The 21559-nt window shown below is 64.2% G+C and carries 24 protein-coding genes; 4 read left to right on the forward strand and 20 right to left on the reverse strand.

All coding sequences use genetic code 11. The annotated features are described in order from the left end of the window. Window positions 1-13: 13 nt before the first annotated feature. The 4 genes from TBD_RS09455 to TBD_RS09470 form a co-directional block, all read right to left on the reverse strand. On the reverse strand, window positions 14-1105 hold the full coding sequence (locus TBD_RS09455) for a 3-dehydroquinate synthase (RefSeq protein WP_011312397.1): 1092 nt from the start codon (window positions 1103-1105) through the stop codon (window positions 14-16). Next, window positions 1089-1805: an SDR family oxidoreductase gene (locus TBD_RS09460; protein WP_041432652.1), complete on the reverse strand. Its 717-nt coding sequence runs from the start codon at window positions 1803-1805 to the stop codon at window positions 1089-1091. Before TBD_RS09460 ends, TBD_RS09455 begins: the two co-directional genes overlap by 17 nt. A gap of 8 nt (window positions 1806-1813) precedes the next feature. Beyond that, window positions 1814-2656, reverse strand: a complete 843-nt coding sequence (locus TBD_RS09465; protein ID WP_011312399.1) for an aldolase/citrate lyase family protein — start codon at window positions 2654-2656, stop codon at window positions 1814-1816. Window positions 2657-2727: 71 nt separating this feature from the next. After that, complete coding sequence (locus TBD_RS09470) at window positions 2728-3879, reverse strand: O-antigen ligase family protein (protein ID WP_238376445.1); 1152 nt, start codon at window positions 3877-3879, stop codon at window positions 2728-2730. 239 nt (window positions 3880-4118) lie between these two features. Here TBD_RS09470 and TBD_RS09475 point away from each other — a divergent pair, with 239 nt between their 5' ends. Continuing rightward, window positions 4119-5105: a CgeB family protein gene (locus TBD_RS09475; protein ID WP_041432654.1), complete on the forward strand. Its 987-nt coding sequence runs from the start codon at window positions 4119-4121 to the stop codon at window positions 5103-5105. Between the two features lie 255 nt (window positions 5106-5360). Here TBD_RS09475 and hisG read toward each other — a convergent pair whose 3' ends face one another. The 13 genes from hisG to cysS form a co-directional block, all read right to left on the reverse strand. Continuing rightward, a complete protein-coding gene (hisG, locus tag TBD_RS09480) occupies window positions 5361-6011 on the reverse strand; it encodes an ATP phosphoribosyltransferase (protein ID WP_011312402.1) in 651 nt (216 codons plus the stop codon). A gap of 13 nt (window positions 6012-6024) precedes the next feature. Beyond that, complete coding sequence (murA, locus tag TBD_RS09485; RefSeq protein WP_011312403.1) at window positions 6025-7278, reverse strand: UDP-N-acetylglucosamine 1-carboxyvinyltransferase; 1254 nt, start codon at window positions 7276-7278, stop codon at window positions 6025-6027. Window position 7279: 1 nt separating this feature from the next. Continuing rightward, window positions 7280-7516 carry a BolA family protein gene (locus TBD_RS09490; protein WP_041432655.1) on the reverse strand — a complete coding sequence of 79 codons (237 nt, stop codon included), beginning with the start codon at window positions 7514-7516 and terminating at the stop codon, window positions 7280-7282. A 56-nt stretch (window positions 7517-7572) separates the two neighbouring features. After that, window positions 7573-8328: an ABC transporter permease gene (locus tag TBD_RS09495; protein WP_011312405.1), complete on the reverse strand. Its 756-nt coding sequence runs from the start codon at window positions 8326-8328 to the stop codon at window positions 7573-7575. Next, entirely contained in the window at window positions 8325-9233 is a 909-nt protein-coding gene (locus tag TBD_RS09500; RefSeq protein WP_011312406.1) for an ABC transporter ATP-binding protein, read from the reverse strand. Before TBD_RS09500 ends, TBD_RS09495 begins: the two co-directional genes overlap by 4 nt. Next, the gene (locus tag TBD_RS09505; RefSeq protein ID WP_011312407.1) at window positions 9230-9508 is read right to left on the reverse strand and encodes an STAS domain-containing protein; all 279 of its coding nucleotides are present in this window, start codon (window positions 9506-9508) and stop codon (window positions 9230-9232) included. The genes TBD_RS09500 and TBD_RS09505 overlap by 4 nt, the downstream gene beginning before the upstream one ends. After that, window positions 9505-10140, reverse strand: coding sequence for an MlaC/ttg2D family ABC transporter substrate-binding protein (locus tag TBD_RS09510; protein ID WP_011312408.1), 636 nt, complete (start codon window positions 10138-10140; stop codon window positions 9505-9507). The genes TBD_RS09505 and TBD_RS09510 overlap by 4 nt, the downstream gene beginning before the upstream one ends. Window positions 10141-10206: 66 nt before the next feature. After that, complete coding sequence (locus TBD_RS09515; RefSeq protein WP_011312409.1) at window positions 10207-11568, reverse strand: TolC family protein; 1362 nt, start codon at window positions 11566-11568, stop codon at window positions 10207-10209. Next, window positions 11565-12032 (reverse strand): outer membrane lipid asymmetry maintenance protein MlaD, encoded by a 468-nt coding sequence (gene mlaD / locus TBD_RS09520; RefSeq protein WP_011312410.1) that lies wholly within the window; start codon window positions 12030-12032, stop codon window positions 11565-11567. The genes TBD_RS09515 and mlaD overlap by 4 nt, the downstream gene beginning before the upstream one ends. Window positions 12033-12034: 2 nt before the next feature. Beyond that, window positions 12035-12823 carry a lipid asymmetry maintenance ABC transporter permease subunit MlaE gene (gene mlaE, locus TBD_RS09525; protein ID WP_011312411.1) on the reverse strand — a complete coding sequence of 263 codons (789 nt, stop codon included), beginning with the start codon at window positions 12821-12823 and terminating at the stop codon, window positions 12035-12037. Next, a complete protein-coding gene (locus tag TBD_RS09530) occupies window positions 12816-13628 on the reverse strand; it encodes an ABC transporter ATP-binding protein (RefSeq protein ID WP_011312412.1) in 813 nt (270 codons plus the stop codon). The genes mlaE and TBD_RS09530 overlap by 8 nt, the downstream gene beginning before the upstream one ends. A gap of 88 nt (window positions 13629-13716) precedes the next feature. Further along, on the reverse strand, window positions 13717-14172 hold the full coding sequence (locus TBD_RS09535) for a DUF72 domain-containing protein (protein WP_011312413.1): 456 nt from the start codon (window positions 14170-14172) through the stop codon (window positions 13717-13719). 11 nt (window positions 14173-14183) lie between these two features. Next, complete coding sequence (gene cysS, locus TBD_RS09540; protein WP_011312414.1) at window positions 14184-15548, reverse strand: cysteine--tRNA ligase; 1365 nt, start codon at window positions 15546-15548, stop codon at window positions 14184-14186. Between the two features lie 115 nt (window positions 15549-15663). Here cysS and TBD_RS09545 point away from each other — a divergent pair, with 115 nt between their 5' ends. The 3 genes from TBD_RS09545 (at window position 15664) to TBD_RS09555 (ending at window position 18049) form a co-directional block, all read left to right on the forward strand. Continuing rightward, window positions 15664-16605, forward strand: a complete 942-nt coding sequence (locus TBD_RS09545) for a nuclear transport factor 2 family protein (RefSeq protein ID WP_041432657.1) — start codon at window positions 15664-15666, stop codon at window positions 16603-16605. 200 nt (window positions 16606-16805) lie between these two features. After that, entirely contained in the window at window positions 16806-17297 is a 492-nt protein-coding gene (locus tag TBD_RS09550; RefSeq protein ID WP_011312416.1) for a peptidylprolyl isomerase, read from the forward strand. Between the two features lie 8 nt (window positions 17298-17305). Beyond that, window positions 17306-18049 carry a UDP-2,3-diacylglucosamine diphosphatase gene (locus TBD_RS09555; RefSeq protein WP_011312417.1) on the forward strand — a complete coding sequence of 248 codons (744 nt, stop codon included), beginning with the start codon at window positions 17306-17308 and terminating at the stop codon, window positions 18047-18049. Here the strand turns inward: TBD_RS09555 and TBD_RS09560 are convergent. The 3 genes from TBD_RS09560 to purF all read right to left on the reverse strand — a co-directional run bounded on the left by TBD_RS09560 (window position 18044) and on the right by purF (window position 21552). Next, window positions 18044-18721, reverse strand: a complete 678-nt coding sequence (locus TBD_RS09560) for a hypothetical protein (protein ID WP_011312418.1) — start codon at window positions 18719-18721, stop codon at window positions 18044-18046. The genes TBD_RS09555 and TBD_RS09560 overlap by 6 nt on opposite strands. Beyond that, window positions 18718-19887, reverse strand: a complete 1170-nt coding sequence (locus TBD_RS09565; protein WP_011312419.1) for an O-succinylhomoserine sulfhydrylase — start codon at window positions 19885-19887, stop codon at window positions 18718-18720. The genes TBD_RS09560 and TBD_RS09565 overlap by 4 nt, the downstream gene beginning before the upstream one ends. Before the next feature lie 144 nt (window positions 19888-20031). Then, window positions 20032-21552, reverse strand: coding sequence for an amidophosphoribosyltransferase (gene purF, locus TBD_RS09570; protein ID WP_011312420.1), 1521 nt, complete (start codon window positions 21550-21552; stop codon window positions 20032-20034). Between the last annotated feature and the right edge of the window lie 7 nt (window positions 21553-21559).

The following is a 21559-nucleotide window of genomic DNA, read 5'->3' on the forward strand; positions in this document are numbered from 1 at the left end:
CTTCACCTGCCAGTCATTCAGCGGCCGACAAGAAATCGGGACGCCGTATGGCTCCGAACGTCTCCTTGATGATGCGTTCTGATTCTGGCGAACGCGGCAAAGCCAGCCTTTGCAGACGGCCCGCCTGGTCGATGCCAACAATCGTATATGCGGTAGCACTGTGTTTTTTGTCTGCCGCAAAGCGATCGAACAAATCCTGCTCAGTCGTGGCTGCAAGCACTTCGCCTAATCCATCGATATGTGCGAGCAAACCCCGGATATGGGCAGCCAACGTGGTAGCCGGTAGCGGAAGCGCCCGGTTCCCGGTGGCGAGCCGGGCATAGTGCATCGCGGCCAGCATGCCGACACCTACTGCCACGCCGTGGCTGACGGCGAACTTGGCCGCCCCCTCGATTGCATGTCCGAACGTATGGCCAAAATTGAGCAAGAGCCGCTCATTGCGATCGAATTCGTCGACCTCGATGAACCATTTCTTGGAGCGCAAGCTCAATTCGATCAACCGTGACAGGTCAACGTTTTCCAGATCGGCCGATGGATGCAGCGCCAGGTAACGCGCGAATACATCTTCGCCGCGCGCATAACATATCTTGGCGGCCTCGCAGAGACCAGCCACCTTCTGCTCAATGGCGAGCGTTCCGTTTAAACCAGGATCAACCAGGATTTCTTCGGGCGGATAGAAGTTGCCGACGATGTTCTTGTATGGGCCAACATTGATGGCGGATTTTCCGCCAATGCAGGAATCAACCATGCCGAGCAGAGTTGTCGGCAGATACTTCCAGGAAATCCCCCGCATGTAGATCGAAGCGCAAAACGTAGCGACATCCTGGATGACCCCCCCGCCGACCGCGACTAAGTTCGTATTACGCGTGGCCCCGTTCGCTCGCAAGCTAATAATCACCTCGGACATTCGATCAAGGCTTTTCACGTACTCAGTCGCATCAACTGCTATGACGGGGCGACCAGAATGTGCCAGGCGGTTCGCAAAGAAACGATCGCAGAGGAAAATGCTGTCGTTCGCGGCCTCGAACGTCGCCTCAAGCAAATCTTTTCCGATCCGAACTTGATAGGGCTTGATTTCTGAATGGATATCAAAGGATACGGACACGGCTAAATCCCAAGTCAGCGGCTATGAACTGGCCAGTTATGCCCGTATTCTCTTCCGAGCAAAGAAACATCGCGAGCCGGGAAACATCTCCCAACTGCGGAAGACGACCGAATTGTGTTGCGCTAGCCAATTCGCCTATCTGTTCAGCGGTAAGATTTTCGCGAGTCATTGGCGTGTCCAGCGCCCCCGGAAGTATGGCGTTAACAAGATGGCCGTCAGCCGCGAGGTCCGCCGCCGCCGACAACACCAGCCCTCGCAGTGCCGATTTCGTCATGCCATAGGAGAGCTTGTTTTGCCTCGCAATCTCCTGCCAGATCGAACTGATGACGCATAACCTCGCAGGCTGGGCGAGCAAGCTCCGCTGCAGAAGCAGCTTCAACGACGACAGGATGTATATGCAGTTGGTCTGATAGAGCTGTAAATGCGCATCCACATCTACGTCATAGACGCTATCGTTGACGTTTCCTCCCTGGGCCCAGCACACGGCATGGTATGGAGCGTATTCATCATAACCGTCCGCTGCCACGTGACCGGCCAACGGATCAGCGATTATCCAGGACACTCCATTGGCTTGACCGGAGCGCACACTGCGGGTCACGCCGACTACGCTCCAGTCGCGAGACAAGAATAAGTCCGCAATGGAGGATCCGATTGCGCCACTAGCACCAAATAGCAAGATCGTTTTGCGCGGCTTATCCATGGCCGGAGTCAAATGTTCGGTTGGTTTACATACGTCGACGTGCTCGCCTTCTCATCGGCCGAAAGCACGTGCCATCGTCTCTCAAGCATTTCTATGCGCTTAGCATCCTCTTTCAGAATGCAACTGTAGTACTCACGCTTGTTCAGCAGCCAAAGCAATTCGAAATGAACGGCCTGCAGCAGCCCGTTATGGACATCCGCATTCTCCATCATCGCTGCATCAAAAATGATTTTTCTCGTCTCGAATCGGGAGAGATGACTCGAATTCAACTCCTTCATGATCGAGAGCGCATCCATCGATACGCCGCCTCCCACTACAAAATCCAAGCCGCTCCTTTTGCACGCCTCCGAAACCTCAAGGCAGTAGGAGGTGACTTTTGGGTCATTGATGTCATCGCGCGTGAGTCCCATAGACAGAGAAAAGTCGACGCGACCAAAGACGACCCCGTCCGCCCCCCCGGGTTGAGCAGCTATTTGCACCAATTCATCCATACAACCGAACGCGCTCTTTGTTTCTACATTAAAGAGAAATCGCGTATCGCGTTGTTCATCCTTGCTATACACCTTGTTTTTTGCATCAATGAATTTGGACAAGGCATAGCCACTCTCTATCATGGGGGCAATAATGTACTCGACGCCGTATTGCTTGCTTTCCATCAAATCGCGCATCGCCTCGCAGCCTCCGATTTTTAGGCCGACGTTGAGACCCGCCTTGCGTGCCAGCTCGATCAGTCTCAACAATTCGTCCGTGCGCGTCCCTTCCGCCTCGAATTCAGCCTTGACGCCGACGTAGCCCAGTTCCTGCTTACCTCGCTTGAGAAGATCCAACATTTTTCTTTCATACTGATTCATAACATTCCTCCAACCGGATCCGAAGTGCCTGCAAGGCAGTAAATAAGTTAATTGCCAGAGCTTCCAAAGCCCTACGTGTATGGCCTATTCGATGAGACGTGTTCGACGGACGGCGCGGTCCGGGAAATAGCGATCATCCACCCGACCACCAGCGACCAATAGGCCGAATAAATCGCGGTATGCGTATTGAAAGGGAAGAGCCAGGCGAATACCCCCAGCCAAGCCGGCCAAGCCAAGTACTCCCGAGACATCCCCTGCGCCGACCGGATCAGAACCGCGAAAAACATCAGCAACCCGACCAATCCAATGCCCCCGGTTTCTGAGCCAACCTCCAGCACCAATTGATGGGCGTAAATCATCCCCGTCCCGTCCGGACTTAAGTAAGGGTCGTTCGGCTTCGCATACTTGGCATATGCGTAGCGATAACTACGGACCCCTGCCCCATTTACGGGGTGATTCTTCAGGACGGTGAGCGCATTGTTCCACAAGTGAACCCTATAGGAACTGGCGTTGTTCAGGCTTTCATACGTGAAGTCAAACGCCGACAAGGATTGATCCACGCGCTGGGCAAACTTCGGGTTGACTTGATACACTCCGACACCCGCGACCACCGCTGCCACCACAAGCGGCCCGAGTAACCTCACCGGATGAAACGCGAGCCTCCGCGCATAAACCCAAGTCCACATCACGGTCGCGACGGCGAAGACGATCCAGCTTTCGCGATTGCTCGCGAGGAGGACCACGGCCGCTGTGCCGAGCCAGGCCAATGCCAATTGCCAGCGAGTGCCGTGGCGCGAGAAATATTCCCACACAATCGGCGACAGCATCGCCAGCGTGAGGCCGAGCTTCCAGTTGGTCGGGCCATATATGCCGTTCAGGCGTTCCGGGTAAGCGTGGCCGAACAGATCGTAGCCGACGATTGCCTGAATCAAGGCGTCGACCACCCAGAACACCAACAGCCACGCGGACAGCTTGAAGAGGCGCTCGCGCGCCAAAGGCTCGCGCAGCATCCAGATCAGATACAGACCGGCGAGCCAGATACGCGGAAAGGTAAGCGCGGTGCTCAGTGACTTCTTGAACCAGAGCGAGTCAGGCACGGACAGCGCTATCGGCACCCAGATGCACAGGAACAGCAGGCTGAAGGTCTTGGCGCCGCCTTCCCACGCGACCGCCCGGCCATGCTTCCAGAGCAGAATGCCGCCGAGGATGGCCATGATGAACATGGGCAACTCGGACGAGCGAGCGAATGGCAGGAGCAGCAGGAAAGACCAGGCGAGGACGGGGGGCGTCCATGTTCTGGGGAGGAACAATGATTTCATCAATTAAGCACGGACTCTCGGATGCCCTTATCGCCGGGCGGGGTGCATTGTACCGGAGCCGCGCCCGGGTCAGGACGCGAGTCCGCAATTCCCCTAAAATCGCGCTTCGTCGTCATGTCGCAACTCCACCACGTACCGAAATATTGAAGCCACGAATTCTGCTCGTAGGAAAGTCAGGAAGCATCGTTCAGTGGTTCGAGGACGCCCGGGATGGCTTCGAAGACGCGGGTGCGGCCCCCGCGGTTTTTGCCCTCAATGGCAACACGCCCTGGTCCGCGATGGGTGCACGTCTTGCCAAGCTGGGCGGTCGGGCTGCACTCGAACGGCACCTCCTGCGGCAACTCGACGCATCGCTGAAAACGGTGAAGCCCGACCTGGTTGTGTTCGTCCAGGCTTATTGGGCGCCCGCTGCGCTTTTCGACATGGTCCGGTCCCAGGGAATACCGGCGGCCGGCTGGGTGGGCGACAAGTTTGGGCCGCAGGCGAAAGAAAGGGCCTCCCGCCTGGACCGCGTCTATTACACCGACAGCGGATTCCTCGTTGAGGCAGAGACTTTCGGTTTCGCGGACGACGGGGCTTATCTGCCGCACGCCGTCAATACGCGCCGGTTTCTCTCGGGAGACGTGCCTCGTACCGATCGAATCGCGTTCGTCGCAGTGCCCACCCCACACCGCGTCGCACTTCTCCAGCAGCTGGCCTTCCCGATCGCGGTCTATGGCCGTGGCTGGAACCTCCTCGGGCGCACACCCCATGACGTACATAACGGATGGCTCGCGCGGGGGCAGCTTCCAGGCCTCTACGGCGAGAGCCTCGCCGTGCTCAACATCCGCAACGAGCTCAACGTGTTCGAGGGTCTCAACCAGCGCAGCTTCGAACCGGCGGCATGCGCCACGGCGGTGATCCACGACTATGTGGCCGACCTCGCGCGATGCTTCGAGCCGGGGAAAGAGGTGTTGGTGTTCGGCGGGGTGCAGGAATTACAGGAAATCTGCGAGCGCGTGCGCCGCGATCCCGCCCTCGTCCGCCGCGTCGGTGCGGCCGCGAAAGCACGCGTTCAAGCCGAGCATACTTGCGCCCACCGCGCGAAGACCATCTTGCGGGATTTCGGGTTGGAGTGTCGCAAGCCCTAGCGGGCCCGAGGGGTCGCGTCGATTCGGCGTAGGCCGGCGGGCGGCCGATTCACGCTTCGTCGGTAGGAGACGAGTCTTGCACGATGCTGCCGCGCCGGGCCTCCGAGTGAGCGTCGGCAGTGGCTACGGAGGGCTCGTGTTTACCGCTCCAGACGAGTCGTTCGACTGCTCGGCGCTGCTTATTTTGCCCGACCGACACGCGCGGGGTTTCTCACCGAGACCCGAACGACACCCCGGCTGCCTGCACGTACCTTCTCAGCGCGCCACCGCCGCCGCAAACGCATCCACCACAGGCTGGATTACGCTGCGCTTGAGCTTGAGCGCGGCCTGGTTCACGACCAGTCGCGAACTGATGTCGCAGATGTGTTCGACCGCCGCGAGGCCATTCGCCTTGAGCGTGCCGCCGGTCGACACGAGGTCGACGATGACGTCGGACAGGCCGACCAGCGGGGCGAGCTCCATCGAGCCGTAGAGCTTGATCAGGTCGATGTGCACGCCTTTCGACGCAAAATGGTCGCGCGCCGCGTTGACGTACTTGGTCGCCACGCGGATGCGCGCGCCCTGCTTGACGGTGCCGGCGTAGTCGTAGCCCTCGCGCACGGCGACCATCATCCGGCACTTGGCGATCTGCAGGTCGAGCGGCTGGTAGAGGCCGCGGCCGCCGTGCTCGTTCAACACGTCCTTGCCGGCAATGCCGAGGTCGGCGGCGCCGTATTGCACGTAGGTCGGCACGTCGCTCGCGCGCACGATGATGAGACGGACGTCGTCGCGGTTCGTGCCGATGATGAGCTTGCGCGACGACTCCGGGCTCTCTGCCGGCGTGATGCCCGCGGCGGCCAGAAGCGGCAGCGTCTCGTCGAATATGCGGCCCTTCGACAGGGCCAGTGTGATGCCGGTATTGCTCATGGCTCGTCCGTCTTCAGTGCACGCGCTTGATGCGCCCGCCCAGCTGGGTCAGCTTTTCCTCGATGCGCTCGTAGCCGCGGTCGAGGTGGTAGATGCGCTCGATCGTGGTCTCGCCCGCGGCGACGAGGCCCGCCAGCACCAGGCAGGCCGAGGCGCGCAGGTCGGTCGCCATCACGGTCGCGCCGTCGAGACGCGCCACGCCCCGGACGAGCGCGGTATGGCCCGAGACCTCGATGTTGGCGCCGAGGCGGCGCAGCTCCTGCACGTGCATGAAGCGGTTCTCGAAAATTGTTTCCGTCACGCTCGCGGCGCCCACGGCGATCGTGTTCATCGCCATGAACTGGGCCTGCATGTCGGTCGGAAACGCCGGATGCGGCGCAGTGCGCACGTCGACCGAGTCGAGCTTGCCGGTCGATTCGACTTCGATCCAGTCGTCGCCGACGCTCACCTTGGCACCGGCCTCGCGCAGCTTCGAAATCACGGCTTCGAGCGTGTCGGGCGAGGTGTGCGTCGCGCGCACGCGGCCGCCGGTCATCGCGGCCGCGACGAGAAAGGTGCCGGTCTCGATGCGATCGGCCATGACCGAGTACTCGGCGCCGTGGAGCGCCTCGACGCCGTGCACGGTGATGACGTCAGTGCCGGCGCCCTCGATCTTCGCGCCCATCGCGATGAGGCAGCGTGCGAGATCGACGACCTCGGGTTCGCGTGCCGCGTTCTCGAGCACGGTCGTCCCCTCGGCGAGTGCCGCCGCCATCATCAGATTCTCGGTCCCCGTCACGGTCACCATGTCCATGACGATCCGCGCCCCTTGCAGGCGCTTGCAGCGCGCGTGGATGTAGCCGTGTTCGATCGAGATGTCGGCGCCCATGGCCTGCAGGCCTTTGATGTGCAGGTCGACCGGGCGCGAGCCGATCGCGCAACCGCCGGGCAGCGAGACGCGCGCCTCGCCGAAGCGCGCGAGCGTCGGCCCGAGCACGAGGATCGCCGCGCGCATGGTCTTGACCATTTCGTAGGGCGCTTCCTTGTGCGGGATCGAATCGCCCGAAAGCGTGACGTGATTCTTGTCGTCGAGCGTGACGCGCACGCCCATGTGCCCGAGCAGCGCGAGCATGGTGCTGATGTCCTTGAGGTGCGGCACGTTGCCGAGCCTGAGCGGCTCGGCCGTAAGCAGGCTCGCGGTCAGGATCGGCAGCGCGGCGTTCTTCGCCCCGGAAATCCGCACCTCGCCCGCGAGCGGATTGCCGCCCTGGATCAGCAGTGCGTCCATGTCAGCGCGCGGCCCAGTCTTCCGGCGTGTAGGTCTTCATGGACAGGGCGTGGATCTGCGCGTGCATGCGGGTGCCGAGCGCGTCGTAGACCAGGCGGTGCTGCTGGATCGTGTTCTTGCCGGCGAATGCCGGGCTGACGATGACGGCCTGGAAATGCTGGCCGTCGCCGTCGAGTTCGATGTAGTCGCACGGCAGTTTTTCCGTGATCCAGCTTTTGATGTCCTCGGGAGTGACCATGCTTGTCTCGCTAGTTTCGCTTGTTTCCATCGGGCGCCTCTCGGTCGAGAGACGTTTCAGTGCCTGAGCTTGTAGCCGCGCTTGAGCAGCGTCAGGGAGAGGGCGGATATTGCCACAAAGCAGGCCCCGGCGACCAGCAGACCGAGCCAGGGGTCGGTGTCCGACTGGCCGACGAAGGCATAGCGGAAGCCGTCGATCAGATAGAACACCGGGTTGACGTGGGAAACCGCCTGCCAGAACGGCGGCAGCGAATGGATCGAATAGAACACGCCCGAAAGAAAGGTCAGCGGCAGGATCAGGAAGTTCTGGAAGGCCGCGAGCTGATCGTATTTCTCGGCCCAGATCCCGGCGAGGATGCCGACCGCACCGAGGATCGCGCAGGCGAGCAGCGCGTAGGCAAGCAGCCAGCCCAGATGCGGCAGTTCGAGCGGCGCGAACCAGAGCGTGACGACCCAGACGCCGAGACCGACGACGAGCCCGCGGATCACCGACGCGCCGAGATAGGCCAAGAAGAACTCCAGGTAGGACAGGGGCGGCAGCAGCACGAACACGATGTTGCCGGTCATTTTCGACTGGATCAGGCTCGACGAGCTGTTGGCAAACGCGTTCTGCAGCATGCTCATCATGACGAGCCCGGGGATCAGAAAGCTCGTGTAGGAAACGCCCGGGTAGACCTCGACGTGCGCTTCGAGCACGTGCGAAAAAATCAACAGGTACAGCAGCGCCGTCACCACCGGCGCGACGACGGTCTGCACGACGACTTTCCAGAAGCGCAGCATTTCCTTGCGGAACAGTGCAGGCAGGCCGCTCATGTCCGTTTCATGATGTCGGTGAAGACATCTTCCAGGTCGGGTTCGCGCAGATGCATCTCGAGCACGCGCACGTCGTCGGCGCGCAGGTCGGCGAGCAGCGATTCGAGGTCGGCGTAGTCGCCGAAATTGAGCCGCCAGCAGCCGTCGGCGTCGCGCTGCAGCCGCTTTTGCCAGGCAAGCGGTACGGTCTCGCGGTCGAGCCGCAGTTGCGCGCAATGCTCGTTGGTCAGGCGAAGCAGGTTGCGCGTCGTGTCGGCGGCAACGACGCGGCCGCTTTTCAGCATCGCGATGCGGCCGCACAGCGCCTCAGCCTCTTCCAGATAATGCGTGGTCAGCAGGATCGTGTGCCCCTCGCGATTGAGGCGGCTGACGAATTCCCACAGGGAGCGGCGCAGATCGACGTCGACGCCAGCGGTTGGCTCGTCGAGGACGATGACGGGCGGCTTGTGGACCAGTGCCTGCGCGACGAGCAGGCGCCGCTTCATGCCGCCGGAGAGGCTCTGGGTGTTCTTGCTCGCATGCGGCGTCAGATCGAGGTGATGCATGATCTCGTCGATCCACGCGTCGTTGTGCTTGAGGCCAAAATAGCCGGACTGGATATGCAGGGTCTCGCGCACGTTGAAGAAGGGGTCGTAGACGAGCTCCTGCGGCACGACGCCGAGCGCACGCCGCGCCTTGCGGTATCCCGCGACGACGTCGTGGCCCATGATCGACGCCGAGCCCGAATCGGCGCGCGTGAGGCCGGCAAGGATCGAGATCAGCGTCGTCTTGCCGGCACCGTTCGGGCCGAGCAGGCCGAAAAACTCGCCGGGCTGGATGTCGAGCGAGACGCCGTCGAGCGCCTGGGTCGTGCGAAAGCGCTTGCGCAGGTTGTGGACGCTGATCGCGTGCGCCGCCGCGTTCATGCCTGCAACAGGTCGGAGACGCCGTAGAGGTCGGCCAGGATTGTGAAGCTCGCCGGCATGCCGGTGCAGCGCAGCGCCCTGCCCTCCTGCCGCGCCGTGCGCATCGCGCTGAATATCAGGGCGAGCGCCGCGGAGTCGGCGGCCTCGACCGCGCTGAAGTCGAGTTCCGCCACGCCGCCCCGCAAATGGGGTTCGAGTTCGCGCAACAGGCCGCCGACGCTGTCGACCGTCACCGCGCCGCCGAGCCGGCAGCGCTCGCCGTCGCAGGCGATCACGGCGCCGGGCGTGCCGCCGGCTTGGCCGCGGCGCTCGCCGACTTGTCGGCCAGCGTCTTGACCAGGCCGTCGATGCCGCTCTGGCGTATCGTGCTCGCGAACGAGGCGCGGTAGTTGGTGACGAGGCTCACGCCGTCGATCGAGACGTCGTAGACCTTCCAGCCGAAAGCCGTCTTGTACATCGCGTAGTCGATCGGGATCGGCTGCCCGCCGGGCTGGCGGATCTCGCTGCGGACGGTCACGTCGGTGTCGTCGGGCTTCAGCGTCATGGGCTTGAAATCGACGGTCTGGTTGGTGAACGCGGTCAGCGAGCTCGAGTAGGTGCGCACCAGAAGGTTGCGGAACTCGGTCACGAGCGCCTGCTTCTGCTTCGGGCTCGCGCGCGGCCAGTGCTTGCCGACGGCAAGCTGCGTCATGCGGTTGAAATCGAAGTTTGGCAGGATCTTGGCCTCGACGAGCTGATACACCTTGTTGAGGTTGCCGCTCCGGATTTCCTGGTCCTGCTTGAGGATGGCGAGGACCTCCTGGGTCGTCGTCCGGGCGAGAACGTCGGGCGGCGTGTCGGCCGCCGTCACCGGCGTGGAGAACAGTCCGGCGATCAGCGCCAGCGGCAGCAAAAACGTGCGCAACATAACGGTTTCCTATGTGTAGAGAACGGGGGCCCGATTCGGGCAGGCAGGGAGTAGACGCCTTCCCCCTTAGCGGAGTTCACCGGTCAGCCGGGCAAGCTGCGCGACGTTCATGTTGTAGTCGTTCACGGTGCGCAGATATTCGGTATGCACCAGAACGTAGTTGCGGATCGCATCGGCCACCGTTCCGGCACTTTCGATTCCCGCCGACAGGTCGGCCAGCGAAGCGATCATCCAGCGCCGCGCCGCCGTGGCCCCCTCGGCGAGTTCCTGCTGGGCGTCGAGGTTGGCTTTGGCGTTGACGTAGGCCTCGCTGACCTCGAAGGGGATGCCCGACACCGCGAAGGCCTTCTTGTGGTTGAGCGCTTCGAGTTCAGCCTGGGCCTGGTTGATGCGCGCGTCGGTGACGCCGAAGACCGAGTCCCATTTCACGCCGACGACCGGGGTCAGCCCGCCGCCGTTGAAGGGGTCGGTGAGATAGGGGTTGTCGAGCCGTTCACGGTTGGACGCGTAGTTGAACTGCCCGATCACGCCCGCGTAGACGTTCGGCATGCGATCCGCCTTCTTCGCGGCGACGAGCGCGCGCCGGGCGCGCAGCCCGGCCTCGAGCTGGCGCATTTCGGGGCGATCCTGCAGGGCGCGCGCGTGCAGGTCGGCGAGTTCGACCTGCGGAAACGGCACGGGCGCGATACGCTCGTCGACCACGGCGAGTTCCGTCTTCAGGCCGACCCCGGTCAGCACCTTGAGGCCGTCGAGACTGACTTTCTCGATCGCCCGCGACTGATGCACGTATTTCGACAGCAGGCCCTTCGCCGTCTGCAGGGCATAGAGGTCGGACTGCTTCGACTCGCCATTCTCTTCCTTGAGGTTGCGGTCGACCGAGGCGATCGCGCGGTCGAGCCGCGACTGGATGTCCTCGAGGAACACCCGGATGTCGCGCGCCGTCAGATAGCCGAAGTAGGCGCGCTTGGTGTCATAGACGATGTCGCCCTGCGTCTTGCTGAGTTCGCCGCGCTTGACGTCGACGTTGCCTTGGGCCGCCTCGCCGTAGTGTTCGATCTTGCCGAAGGTGAAGAGCGGCTTGATCAGCGCGAAATCGAGGTGGGTCCAGTCCGACACGCCGTCGAGGTTGTCGCCGTCGGTGCGCGGCACCGTGCCGCTGTACGCGCCACCCTGATAGAAGCCGCCCTCGACCTCGGGCGCGAGCCCGATGAAGGCGTTGGCGCTGATGCGCCAGCCGGCGTTGCCCTTCGCCTCTTCGAGCAGCGCACGCGCGGCCTCGACCACCTGTTCGCGTTCCTTGACGCGCGGATCGGCGGCGAGGCTCATGGCGACGGCCTGCTGCAGGTTGACCGTTTCCGCGTGGGCCGAAGAAGCGGCCAGCAGGACGCCGGCCGCCAGGAGAGTGCTTGTCAGGGTTTTGAGCATCATTGTGGCGCTCCTTCTTGAGCCTTGCCGTAGAGAAAATGGCCGATCAGGTTTTCGAGGACCACGGCGTCCTGCGTGATGGCAATGCGGTCCTTGTCCTTGAGCGTCGCGCTATCGCCGCCCGCTTCGAGGCCGATATATTGCTCGCCCAGCAGGCCGGACGTCATGATCGCGGCGCTTGAATCCTTAGGAAAAGCATAGCGCTTGTCGAGCCGCAGGGTCACCGCGGCTTCGTAGCTTTCGTTGTCGAAGCGGATCTCCCCGACCCGGCCGACGACGACGCCCGCGCTCTTCACCGGGGCGCGCGGCTTGAGGCCGCCGACATTGTCGAAGCGCGCGACGACCTCATAGGTATCGGATGCGCTTACGGCGCTCATGCTGCCGACCTTGAGCGCGAGGAACAGCAGGGCCACGATTCCCGCGATGACGAATAATCCCACCCAGAGATCGAGTACGGTCTTGTTCATTGTCAGTTGCTTCCCCGGAACATGAATGCAGTCAAAACGAAATCGAGCGCGAGCACCGCGAGGCTCGAGGTCACCACGGTACGGGTCGTCGCCCGCGACACCCCCTCGGCGGTCGGCGGCGCGTCGTAGCCCTCGAACAGCGCGATCGCGGTGATCGCGACGCCGAAGACGACGCTCTTGATGACGCCGTTCAGGATGTCCTGCTCGAAATCCACCGCACTTTGCATCTGCGACCAGAACGCGCCCTCGTCGACCCCGATCAGCTGCACGCCGACGAGGTAGCCGCCGAACACCCCCATGGCCGAGAACAGTGCCGCCAGGAGCGGCATCGAGATCACGCCTGCCCAGAAGCGCGGCGCGACGACGCGGGCGATCGGGTCGACGGCCATCATTTCCATCGCCGAAAGCTGTTCGGTCGCCTTCATGAGGCCGATCTCGGCCGTGATCGCGCTGCCGGCGCGGCTGGCGAACAGCAAGGCCGCGACGACCGGGCCGAGTTCGCGCACCAGCGACAGCGCGACCAGGATGCCGAGCGCTTCCTCCGAGCCGTAGGTCTGCAAGGTCTCGTAGCCTTGCAGCCCGAGCACCATGCCGACGAAGAGGCCCGACACCAGGATGATGATGAGCGACAGCACGCCGGTGAAATAGAGCTCACGCACGGTCAGGCCGAAACGGCGGAACGCGGTGCCCGAATGCAGCAGCGTCGCGGCGAAGAAACGGGTCGCGAAGCCGATGCGCCAGACCGCGTCTATCGTGCGGGCGCCGAGGTTTTCGATGGCCTGCCTAAGCATGCATGGCTCCCAACTGGAGGTCGGTGGCGTAGTCCGGCCCCGGGTAGTGGAAGGGTACCGGGCCGTCCGCTTCGCCGTGGACGAACTGGTGCACGTAGGACAACGCGGACGCGCGGATCTCGTCCGCCGTCCCCTCCGCCACGATCACGCCTTCCGAAACGAAATACACGTAATCGACGATCTTGAGCGATTCCTGCACGTCGTGCGTGACGACGAGCGAGGTCAGGCCCAGCGTGTCGGTCAGGCGCCGGATCAGGTTCCCCGTCACGCCGAGCGAAATCGGATCGAGGCCGGCGAAAGGCTCGTCGTACATGACGAGCATCGGATCGAGCGCAATCGCGCGCGCCAGCGCCACGCGCCGTGCCATGCCGCCCGACAGCTCGGCCGGCATCAGCTCGGCCGCGCCGCGCAGGCCGACCGCGTGCAGCTTCATCAGCACGAGGTCGCGGATCGCGTCCTCCGGCAGATCGGTATGCTCGCGCAGCTGGAATGCCACATTGTCGAACACCGACATATCGGTGAAGAGCGCGCCGAACTGGAACAGCATGCCCATCTTGCGCCGCAGCCGATAAAGGCCGGCCTGGTCGAGCGCGCCCAGCGACTCGCCGGCGACCCGTACGGTGCCCTGCCGCGCCTTGATCTGTCCGCCGATCAATCGAAGAAGTGTTGTTTTCCCGCAACCACTGCTGCCCATGATGGCCACGACCTGGCCGCTGCGCGCACGCAGGTTGATGCCCTTCAAAACCGGCCGGGCGCCGTAGCCAAATGCAACATCTTCGATTTCGACGAGTGTGTCGTTGTGCAAGAAATCGAGCCTGTATTTTTTATCGAGGCTCGCATTTTACCCAAGCCCGGCGCGCCTGCCCGGCTCGGCGGCCGCTTTCGCGTCGTTTTCAGTAACCCAACACTTCCTTCAGGCTTTTCACCTGCTCGAGGCGCGCGAGGTCGCCGCTGCGGCTGAACACGAACAGCGGCTCGGCGCGCGCTGCGTGTTGGGTGATCCGCGCGGCCAGCGCACGCAGGTCGGGCTGGGCGTCGAGCCACGAGACATGCTTCGCTTCCCAGGCCGCATCGGCCACTACGACGCGGCCTGACGCGGGCACGTACGGCGCGCGGGCGGCCGTTTCGAGAATGAAGTGGAAGCCGTCCTGGGTGTCGGCAAGCCACTGTGCCCAGGTCGCCGGGGACACGTCTCGCCAGCGCTCGGCCGCCAGGTAGACCGCCTCGAACTGAGTGTTGTAATAAGACAACAACCAGTCGTCCGGCAGGCCCTCGGGATAAAACTGCCCGCGCCACGCCGGATGCACCCAGTCGACGGCCCCGACCAGAACGAGCGCGCTCGATTCCACGGTTCGCGCGCTTACTGGCGCCGCCAGGTCGTGCCGCCGGGGCCGTCCTCGAGCACGATGCCGGCGGCCGCGAGCTCGTCGCGGATGCGATCCGACTCGGCGAAGTCGCGCGCCTTGCGCGCGGCCTGGCGCGCGGCGATCCTGGCTTCGATCTCGCTGGCATCGAGTCCCGCCTCCGAGGTACCCGCCTGCAGGAAATCGCTCGCGTCGCGTTGCAGTAGCCCGATCACCGCGCCGAGGTTACGCAAGGTCTGCGCCGCGCCGGTGTCGCCGCGGTTGGCCTCTGCCGCGAGTTCGAAAAGGACCGCGATCGCTTCGGGCGTATTGAAATCGTCGTCCATCGCCCCGCGGAAGCGCGCCGCGGCGGGCGCATCCCAATCGACGGGGCCGGCGGCCGGCGCGCCTTTCAACGCGGTGTAGAGCCGGGTCAGCGCGCCGCGTGCGTCGTCGAGATGGGCATCGGAATAATTGAGCGGGCTGCGGTAATGCGCGCGCAGGATGAAGAAGCGCACGATCTCGGCGTCGTATTTCTGCAGCACCTCGCGGATCGTGAAGAAATTGCCGAGCGACTTCGACATCTTTTCGTTGTCGACGCGGACGAAGCCGTTGTGCAGCCAGTAGTTGACGAAGGTGCAGCCGTGCGCGCCCTCGGACTGCGCGATCTCGTTCTCGTGGTGTGGGAACTGCAGATCCTGGCCGCCGCCGTGGATGTCGAAGTGCTGGCCGAGGAGTTCAGCGCTCATCGCCGAACACTCGATGTGCCAGCCGGGGCGGCCCTGCCCCCACGGCGACTCCCAGGCCGGCTCGCCGGGCTTGGCGGCCTTCCACAGCACGAAATCCATCGGATCGCGCTTGTTCGGATCGACCTCGACGCGCTCGCCGGCGCGCAATTCGTCGAGGCTCTTGCCCGACAGCCGGCCGTAGGCGGGAAAGCCGCGCACGCTGTAGTAGACGTCGGCGTTGGGCGCCGCATAGGCGAGACCCCTGTCGACCAGTTGCGCGATCAGCGCAAGCATCTGCGCGACGTAGGCGGTGGCCCGTGGCTCATGGTCGGGCGGCAGCACGCCCAGCGCACGCTCGTCCTCGTGCATTTCCGCGATGAAGCGCTCGGTCAGCGCGGCCGGGGTTTCCTTGTTCTCGTGCGCGCGCTTGATGATCTTGTCGTCGATGTCGGTGATGTTGCGCACGTACTCGACCGCGTAGCCGCTCGCGCGCAGCCAGCGGGTCACCATGTCGAACACGACGAACACGCGTGCGTGCCCGAGATGGCAGAGGTCGTACACGGTCATGCCGCAGACGTACATACGCACGCGGCCGGGGCTGAGCGGGACGAATTCTTCCTTGGTACGCGTGAGGGAGTTGGTGATGTGCAGCATGGGGCGAATCGGACGGAAGCGTTGAGGACAGGCTGGAAACACGCGTCGAAGCGGTGTCTGAGCCCGTTCGACGCTGCTAGAATGCCGGTTTCCCGAGATGAGCCGAGCATATCATATGGCCCTGTTCCGTTTCTTCGCTGTGTTCGCCGTCTGCATCGTCGCATTCGGCACGCCGGCTCTGGCGGACGATGCGCAGGACATCAACCGGCGCTTCCGCAGCGGCGACCTGACGGGGGCGTTGGAGCAGGCCGAGCGGCATCTCGCGAAAAATCCCAAGGATGCGCAGGTGCGCTTCCTGAAGGGCCTGATCCTTGGCGACCAGGGCAAGCGCGACGAGGCCATCCGCGTATTCACGAGTCTGACCGAGGACTTCCCCGAACTGCCCGAGCCCTACAACAACCTCGCCGTGCTGTACGCGGCGCAGGAAAAGTACGACGCCGCGAAACACGCGCTCGACATGGCGATTCGTGTCCACCCGAACTACGCGACCGCTCACGAGAACCTCGGCGATCTCTATGCCAAGCTCGCGACGCTCGCCTACGACAAGGCGCTCGCGCTCGACACCGGAAATACGGCCGTGCAGACCAAGCGCGCCCGGATCGGCGACGTGATCGCCGACGTCGGGTCACCTGCCCCCGCAGCGGACGAGGCCGCCAGCACCACGGGCGCACGCACCACGGGTACGAGCACCACGGGTACGCGCCCTGCGGATTCGTCCGACGGCGCGGTGGCGGCCATCGAAGCGGCAATCGCCGACTGGGCGAAGGCCTGGTCGAAGCAGGACGTCGCGGGTTATTTCGCGGCTTACGCGAGCAATTTCAGTCCCGCGGGGCTGAGCCGTGCGCAGTGGGAGGCGCAGCGCCGCAGCCGCATCACCGCGCCGCGCAGCATCGACGTACAGATCAGCGACCTCGAGATCGAGCGGCAGGGAGACACGGCCCGCGCGAACTTTCGCCAGTCCTATCGCTCGGACCGTTTGAGCACGACCGTCAGCAAGGCGCTCGCCCTGACGCGTGTCGACGGTCGCTGGCGCATCGTCGACGAAATCTCCCGATAAGCATGTTTCGCCTGGTCTTGCTTCCGATCCACAACACTGCGCGCTGAACATCGAGTCACGCCGCGCGCGTCCTATTCGCGGGCGATGACGTTTGAGGAGCGAAACAGGCGGCGTCGCGTGGCGGCGCCTGGGGACTGCCCGATGACCAACACCCGTGCGGACATCAGGCGAATTCATCAAGAACCGGGGGAAGGACATCCATGGTCAAGCTGCATACGAATCACGGCACCATCACACTCGAACTCGACGCCGAGAAGGCTCCCAAGACCGTCGAGAATTTTCTCCAGTACGTCCGTGACGGCTTCTTCGACGGCACGATCTTCCACCGTGTGATCGACGGATTCATGATCCAGGGCGGCGGCTTCGAGCCGGGCCTCGCGCAGAAACCGACGCGCGACGCGATCGAGAACGAAGCCTCCAACGGCCTCAAGAACGACGCCTATACCGTCGCGATGGCGCGCACGCCGAACCCCAATTCGGCCACCGCGCAGTTCTTCATCAACGTCGCCAACAACAGCTTCCTGAACTTCACTTCGCCGACCCCGCAGGGCTACGGCTATGCCGTCTTCGGCAAGGTCGTCGAGGGGACCGACGTCGTCGACAAGATCAAGAAGGTCAAGACCGGAAGCCGCGGCGGCCACCAGGACGTGCCGCTGGAAGACGTCGTCATCACGAAGGCCGAAATCATCTGATTTCGGCCGTGGGCGCAAAACCGGGTGCGGGCCGGGCCTTCTTCGTCGCCGACCTCCATCTGACCGACGACCGCCCGCGCGCGACCGAGCGTTTCTTCCGTTTTCTCGAGGAAGAGGTTGCGGGCGCGGATGCGCTCTACATCCTCGGCGACCTGTTCGAGGCCTGGATCGGCGACGATCACGACGAGCAGGTCGCGACGGCGACCGCGCAGCACCTGAAGGCGCTCGCCGAAGCCGGCACCCGCGTATATTTCATGCACGGCAACCGTGATTTCATGCTGGCCGGCCGCTACGCCGGGCAGGCCGGCATGACGCTGTGCGCCGACCCCACGCGGATCGACCTCTACGGCACGCCAACACTGCTCACGCACGGGGACACGCTTTGCACCGACGATACGGCCTATCAGGCGTTCCGCCGGCGCGTGCGTCATCCGCTTACGCTCGCGCTGCTGCGACGGCTGCCGCGCGGGCTGCGCAACCGTCTCGCCCGCGGCGCCCGTGCCGGGAGCCAGGCGGCGAAAGCCCGCAAGCCGGTGCAGACCATGGACGTCAATGCCGACGCCGTCGTCGACGCATTGCGCAGCCACGCGGTCACGCGCCTGATCCACGGCCACACCCATCGCCCCGCTCGGCACGTGCACGAGCTCGACGGCCAGCAGTGCGAGCGCTGGGTGCTTCCCGACTGGTACGCGCGCTGGGGCTACGTCGTCTGCGACGCGGCCAGATGCACGCTGCGGGTCGAGGACTTATGACGGCGCGTTGACCGCCGTCAAGCCCGGCGGGACGCGGAACAGTTCCGGCGCGCGGGGCAGCTTCGATTCGCTTTCGAATCGCCGCGTGCGCCCGCTGAACTCGCGCACCTCCAGCGGCAGGCCAAGGCCGAGGAGCGCATCCGCCTCCCACACCTCGTTCGCCAGGTCGCAGTCGTGCTGCATCTCGGGCGGAGAATCCTTCCACACCCGATACTGGGTCGCCGCCAGCACCGTCTTCAGTTCGGCCATCGCCCGCGCCGCGTCGGGCGCGGCTCGCGACGCGACGATCCCCTCGCTGCAGACGACGCCCTCTACGACGAGGCTGAAACGCCGGGTGCCGGCGGCGGCAGGCACGGTGCGCAGATCCGATTTCCACGTCGCCGGCCGGGGTGGCGCGCCTTTCCCGCTGAACACCATGGCGAGACCGCTATCGCGCATCACGTTGGTCACCTGGCGCTGGCGCCGATCGAGCAGGACGAAATCGCCGTCGTCCTCGCCGGTGTCCATGCGCAGAAAGTCCGGCGTCACGAGGATGCGCGTCGCGTAGGCCGGATCGCCCGGGTCCTGGTCGACGTAGCGCAGCGCGGTCATCGTCGCCCCCGCGTCCGTCGGCTCGCTCGCGTGAAGCGTACCCGTCGCGGCAAGACAGAGCAGAGCGAGCCAGCGCCTCACGCCAGCCCTCGCGCCAGATCGGCTTCGATGTCCGCGACCGACTCGAGACCCACTGCGATGCGTACAAGACCGTCGCCGATCCCGGCCGCCAGCCGCTGCTCGGGCGTCATGCGGCTGTGCGTGGTGCTCGCCGGATGCGTGATCGTGGTCTTGGTGTCGCCGAGGTTGGCGGTGATCGACAAGAGCTTCGTCGCGTCGATCAGCTTCCACGCTGCGTCCTTTCCGCCCTTCAGTTCGAAGGCGACGATGCCGCCGCCGGTTTTCTGCTGCGTCATCGCCAGTTCGTGCTGCGGATGCGACGGCAGACCCGGGTAGAGCACGCGCACGACCTGCGGCTGCGCCTCCAGCCACTGCGCCAGCGCCAGCGCGTTCTTCGAATGGGCGTCCATGCGCAGCGCCAGCGTCTCCATGCCCTTGAGGATCACCCAGGCGTTGAAGGCCGACAGCGTCGGACCGGCCGTGCGCAGGAAGGTGTAGACACCTTCCATCAGCGCCTGGCTGCCGAGCACGGCGCCGCCGAGCACCCTCCCCTGCCCGTCCAGATACTTGGTCGCCGAATGGATCACGATGTCGGCGCCGAGCTCGAGCGGCTTTTGCAGCGCCGGCGAGCAGAAGCAGTTGTCGACCGCGAGCCAGGCGCCCGCCTCGCGGGCGATCGCGGCGAGCGCGCGGATGTCGCTGACCTCGGTCAGGGGATTGGACGGCGATTCGACGAAGAAAAGCCTGGTGTTCGGTTTCACCGCTGCGCGCCATTCGGCCGGGTCGGTCGGCGAGACATAGCTCGTTTCGATGCCGAAGCGGCCGAGGATGTTCGAGAACAGCTGCACGGTCGAGCCGAAGATCGAGCGCGAGGCGACGACGTGCTCGCCGCCCTTCATGAGCCCCATCACGGTCGCGAGGATCGCCGCCATGCCCGAGGCGAAGGCGACGCAGCGCTCGGCCCCCTCGAGCGCCGCGAGCCGCGCCTCCATCATCTGCACGGTCGGGTTGGTGAAACGGGCGTAGATCGGTCCCGGCTCGTCACCCTTGAAGCGCGCGGCGGCTTCGGCAGCGCTGCCGAAAACGAAGCTCGAGGTCAGGAACATGGCCTCGGAATGCTCGTTGAACTGGCTGCGGACCAAGCCGGCGCGCACCCCAAGGGTTTCGATGTCGTATGCGTCGTTCATCTTCGAGTCCAAAAGAAAAAACCCCGAACGCCAAGCGCGCCGCGGGGTTTCCGTCGCCTCGCTTTAGCCGTATTTTTCAAGCGCCCGCAAGCTGGGATTCAAATCGGCGCGTCCGGCCGAATCTACGCCCGGGGACTGTGGCGGTCAACTGCCCGTCGCGAGGTTGAGGTCGAGCTGCTGGGTCGACAGCGCCGACGGCGGCGGGCTTTCGCCGTCGCGCGCGGCCTCGACGTAGTCGAGGTACTCGGGCGTGATGTCGCCGGTGATGTAGCAGCCGTTGAAGCACGAGGTGTCGAACTCGCGGATCGCCGGGTTGGCGGCGCGCACCACCTCGACCATCGCGTCGAGATCCTGATAGATCAGCGCGTCGCAGCCGATCTCACGCGCGATTTCCTCGTCATTGCGGCCGTTGGCAATGAGTTCGCGGCGCGACGGCATGTCGATGCCGTAGACGTTACAGAAGCGCACAGGCGGCGAGGCGGACGCGAAATAGACCTTCTCCGCACCCGCGTCGCGCGCCATCTGGACAATCTCCCGGCTCGTCGTGCCGCGGACGATCGAATCGTCGACGAGCAGGACGTTCTTGCCCTTGAACTCCTCGGCGATCGCGTTGAGCTTCTGCCGCACCGACTTCTTGCGCAGCGCCTGCCCCGGCATGATGAAAGTGCGGCCGATGTAGCGGTTCTTGATGAAGCCCTCACGGTACGGCACCGCGAGATGGTTCGCCAATTGAAGCGCCGACGGGCGGCTGGTGTCGGGGATCGGGATCACGACGTCGATCTGCAGGTGGCCGAATTCGCGGCGGATTTTTTCCGCGAGCGACACGCCCATCGCGAGGCGCGTGCTGTAGACCGAGATTCCGTCCATGACCGAATCCGGGCGGGCCAGATAGACGTATTCGAAAATGCAGGGGTTGAGCACGGGGTTGTCGCTGCACTGGCGGCTGTGCAGCCGACGCTCGTAGTCGATGAACACGGCCTCGCCGGGCGCGACGTCGCGCAGCAGGCGGAAGCCGAGCGTATCGATCGCGACGCTCTCGGACGCGACGATGTACTCGTGCGGCGTGACCTGGTCGTTGATGCCGATCACCAGCGGGCGGATGCCGTGCGGATCGCGGAAGGCCAGCAGGCCGTAGCCGGCGATGAACGCGGTCACGGCGTAGGCGCCCTTGCAGCGCGCGTGGACGCCGGCGACCGCGCCGAAGATCGTATCGAGGCTCAGCTGCTGCCCGGACGCGCGGACGTGGAGCTCGTGCGCCAGTACATTGAGCAGGACCTCGGAGTCGGAGTTGGTGTTGACGTGGCGCAGATCGCTGCGGAACAACGATTCCTTCAGTTCATGCGTGTTCGTCAGGTTGCCGTTGTGCCCGAGCACGATGCCGTAGGGCGAGTTCACGTAGAACGGCTGCGATTCGGCCGACGACGACGCACTGCCCGCGGTGGGATAGCGCACGTGTGCGACGCCCATGTCGCCGAGCAGGTTGCGCATGTCGCGTGTGCGGAAGACGTCGCGCGCGAGCCCGGGCGCCTTGTGCATGTGAAAACGGTTTTCCTCGGCGGTCACGATGCCCGCAGCATCCTGTCCGCGATGCTGCAACACCATCAGCCCGTCGTACAAAAGCTGATTGACCGCCGTGTTGGCGACGACTCCGATTACCCCGCACATACCGTGC

The organism is Thiobacillus denitrificans ATCC 25259, from assembly GCF_000012745.1.
Lineage (GTDB): Bacteria > Pseudomonadota > Gammaproteobacteria > Burkholderiales > Thiobacillaceae > Thiobacillus > Thiobacillus denitrificans_B.

Excerpts from the sequence above, each read along its gene's own strand:
- TBD_RS09545 (WP_041432657.1), top strand. The coding sequence starts at position 15,664 with ATGGCCCTGTTCCGTTTCTTCGCTGTGTTCGCCGTCTGCATCGTCGCA.
- TBD_RS09565 (WP_011312419.1), bottom strand. The coding sequence starts at position 19,887 with ATGAACGACGCATACGACATCGAAACCCTTGGGGTGCGCGCCGGCTTG.
- TBD_RS09490 (WP_041432655.1), bottom strand. The coding sequence starts at position 7,516 with ATGGTCACTCCCGAGGACATCAAAAGCTGGATCACGGAAAAACTGCCG.
- TBD_RS09510 (WP_011312408.1), bottom strand. The coding sequence starts at position 10,140 with ATGTTGCGCACGTTTTTGCTGCCGCTGGCGCTGATCGCCGGACTGTTC.
- TBD_RS09515 (WP_011312409.1), bottom strand. The coding sequence starts at position 11,568 with ATGATGCTCAAAACCCTGACAAGCACTCTCCTGGCGGCCGGCGTCCTG.
- TBD_RS09550 (WP_011312416.1), top strand. The coding sequence starts at position 16,806 with ATGGTCAAGCTGCATACGAATCACGGCACCATCACACTCGAACTCGAC.
- TBD_RS09465 (WP_011312399.1), bottom strand. The coding sequence starts at position 2,656 with ATGAATCAGTATGAAAGAAAAATGTTGGATCTTCTCAAGCGAGGTAAG.
- cysS (WP_011312414.1), bottom strand. The coding sequence starts at position 15,548 with ATGCTGCACATCACCAACTCCCTCACGCGTACCAAGGAAGAATTCGTC.
- mlaE (WP_011312411.1), bottom strand. The coding sequence starts at position 12,823 with ATGCTTAGGCAGGCCATCGAAAACCTCGGCGCCCGCACGATAGACGCG.
- TBD_RS09460 (WP_041432652.1), bottom strand. The coding sequence starts at position 1,805 with ATGGATAAGCCGCGCAAAACGATCTTGCTATTTGGTGCTAGTGGCGCA.
- murA (WP_011312403.1), bottom strand. The coding sequence starts at position 7,278 with ATGGACGCACTGCTGATCCAGGGCGGCAATCCGCTCGCGGGCGAGGTG.
- TBD_RS09500 (WP_011312406.1), bottom strand. The coding sequence starts at position 9,233 with ATGAACGCGGCGGCGCACGCGATCAGCGTCCACAACCTGCGCAAGCGC.
- mlaD (WP_011312410.1), bottom strand. The coding sequence starts at position 12,032 with ATGAACAAGACCGTACTCGATCTCTGGGTGGGATTATTCGTCATCGCG.
- purF (WP_011312420.1), bottom strand. The coding sequence starts at position 21,552 with ATGTGCGGGGTAATCGGAGTCGTCGCCAACACGGCGGTCAATCAGCTT.
- TBD_RS09470 (WP_238376445.1), bottom strand. The coding sequence starts at position 3,879 with ATGTTCATCATGGCCATCCTCGGCGGCATTCTGCTCTGGAAGCATGGC.
- hisG (WP_011312402.1), bottom strand. The coding sequence starts at position 6,011 with ATGAGCAATACCGGCATCACACTGGCCCTGTCGAAGGGCCGCATATTC.
- TBD_RS09495 (WP_011312405.1), bottom strand. The coding sequence starts at position 8,328 with ATGAGCGGCCTGCCTGCACTGTTCCGCAAGGAAATGCTGCGCTTCTGG.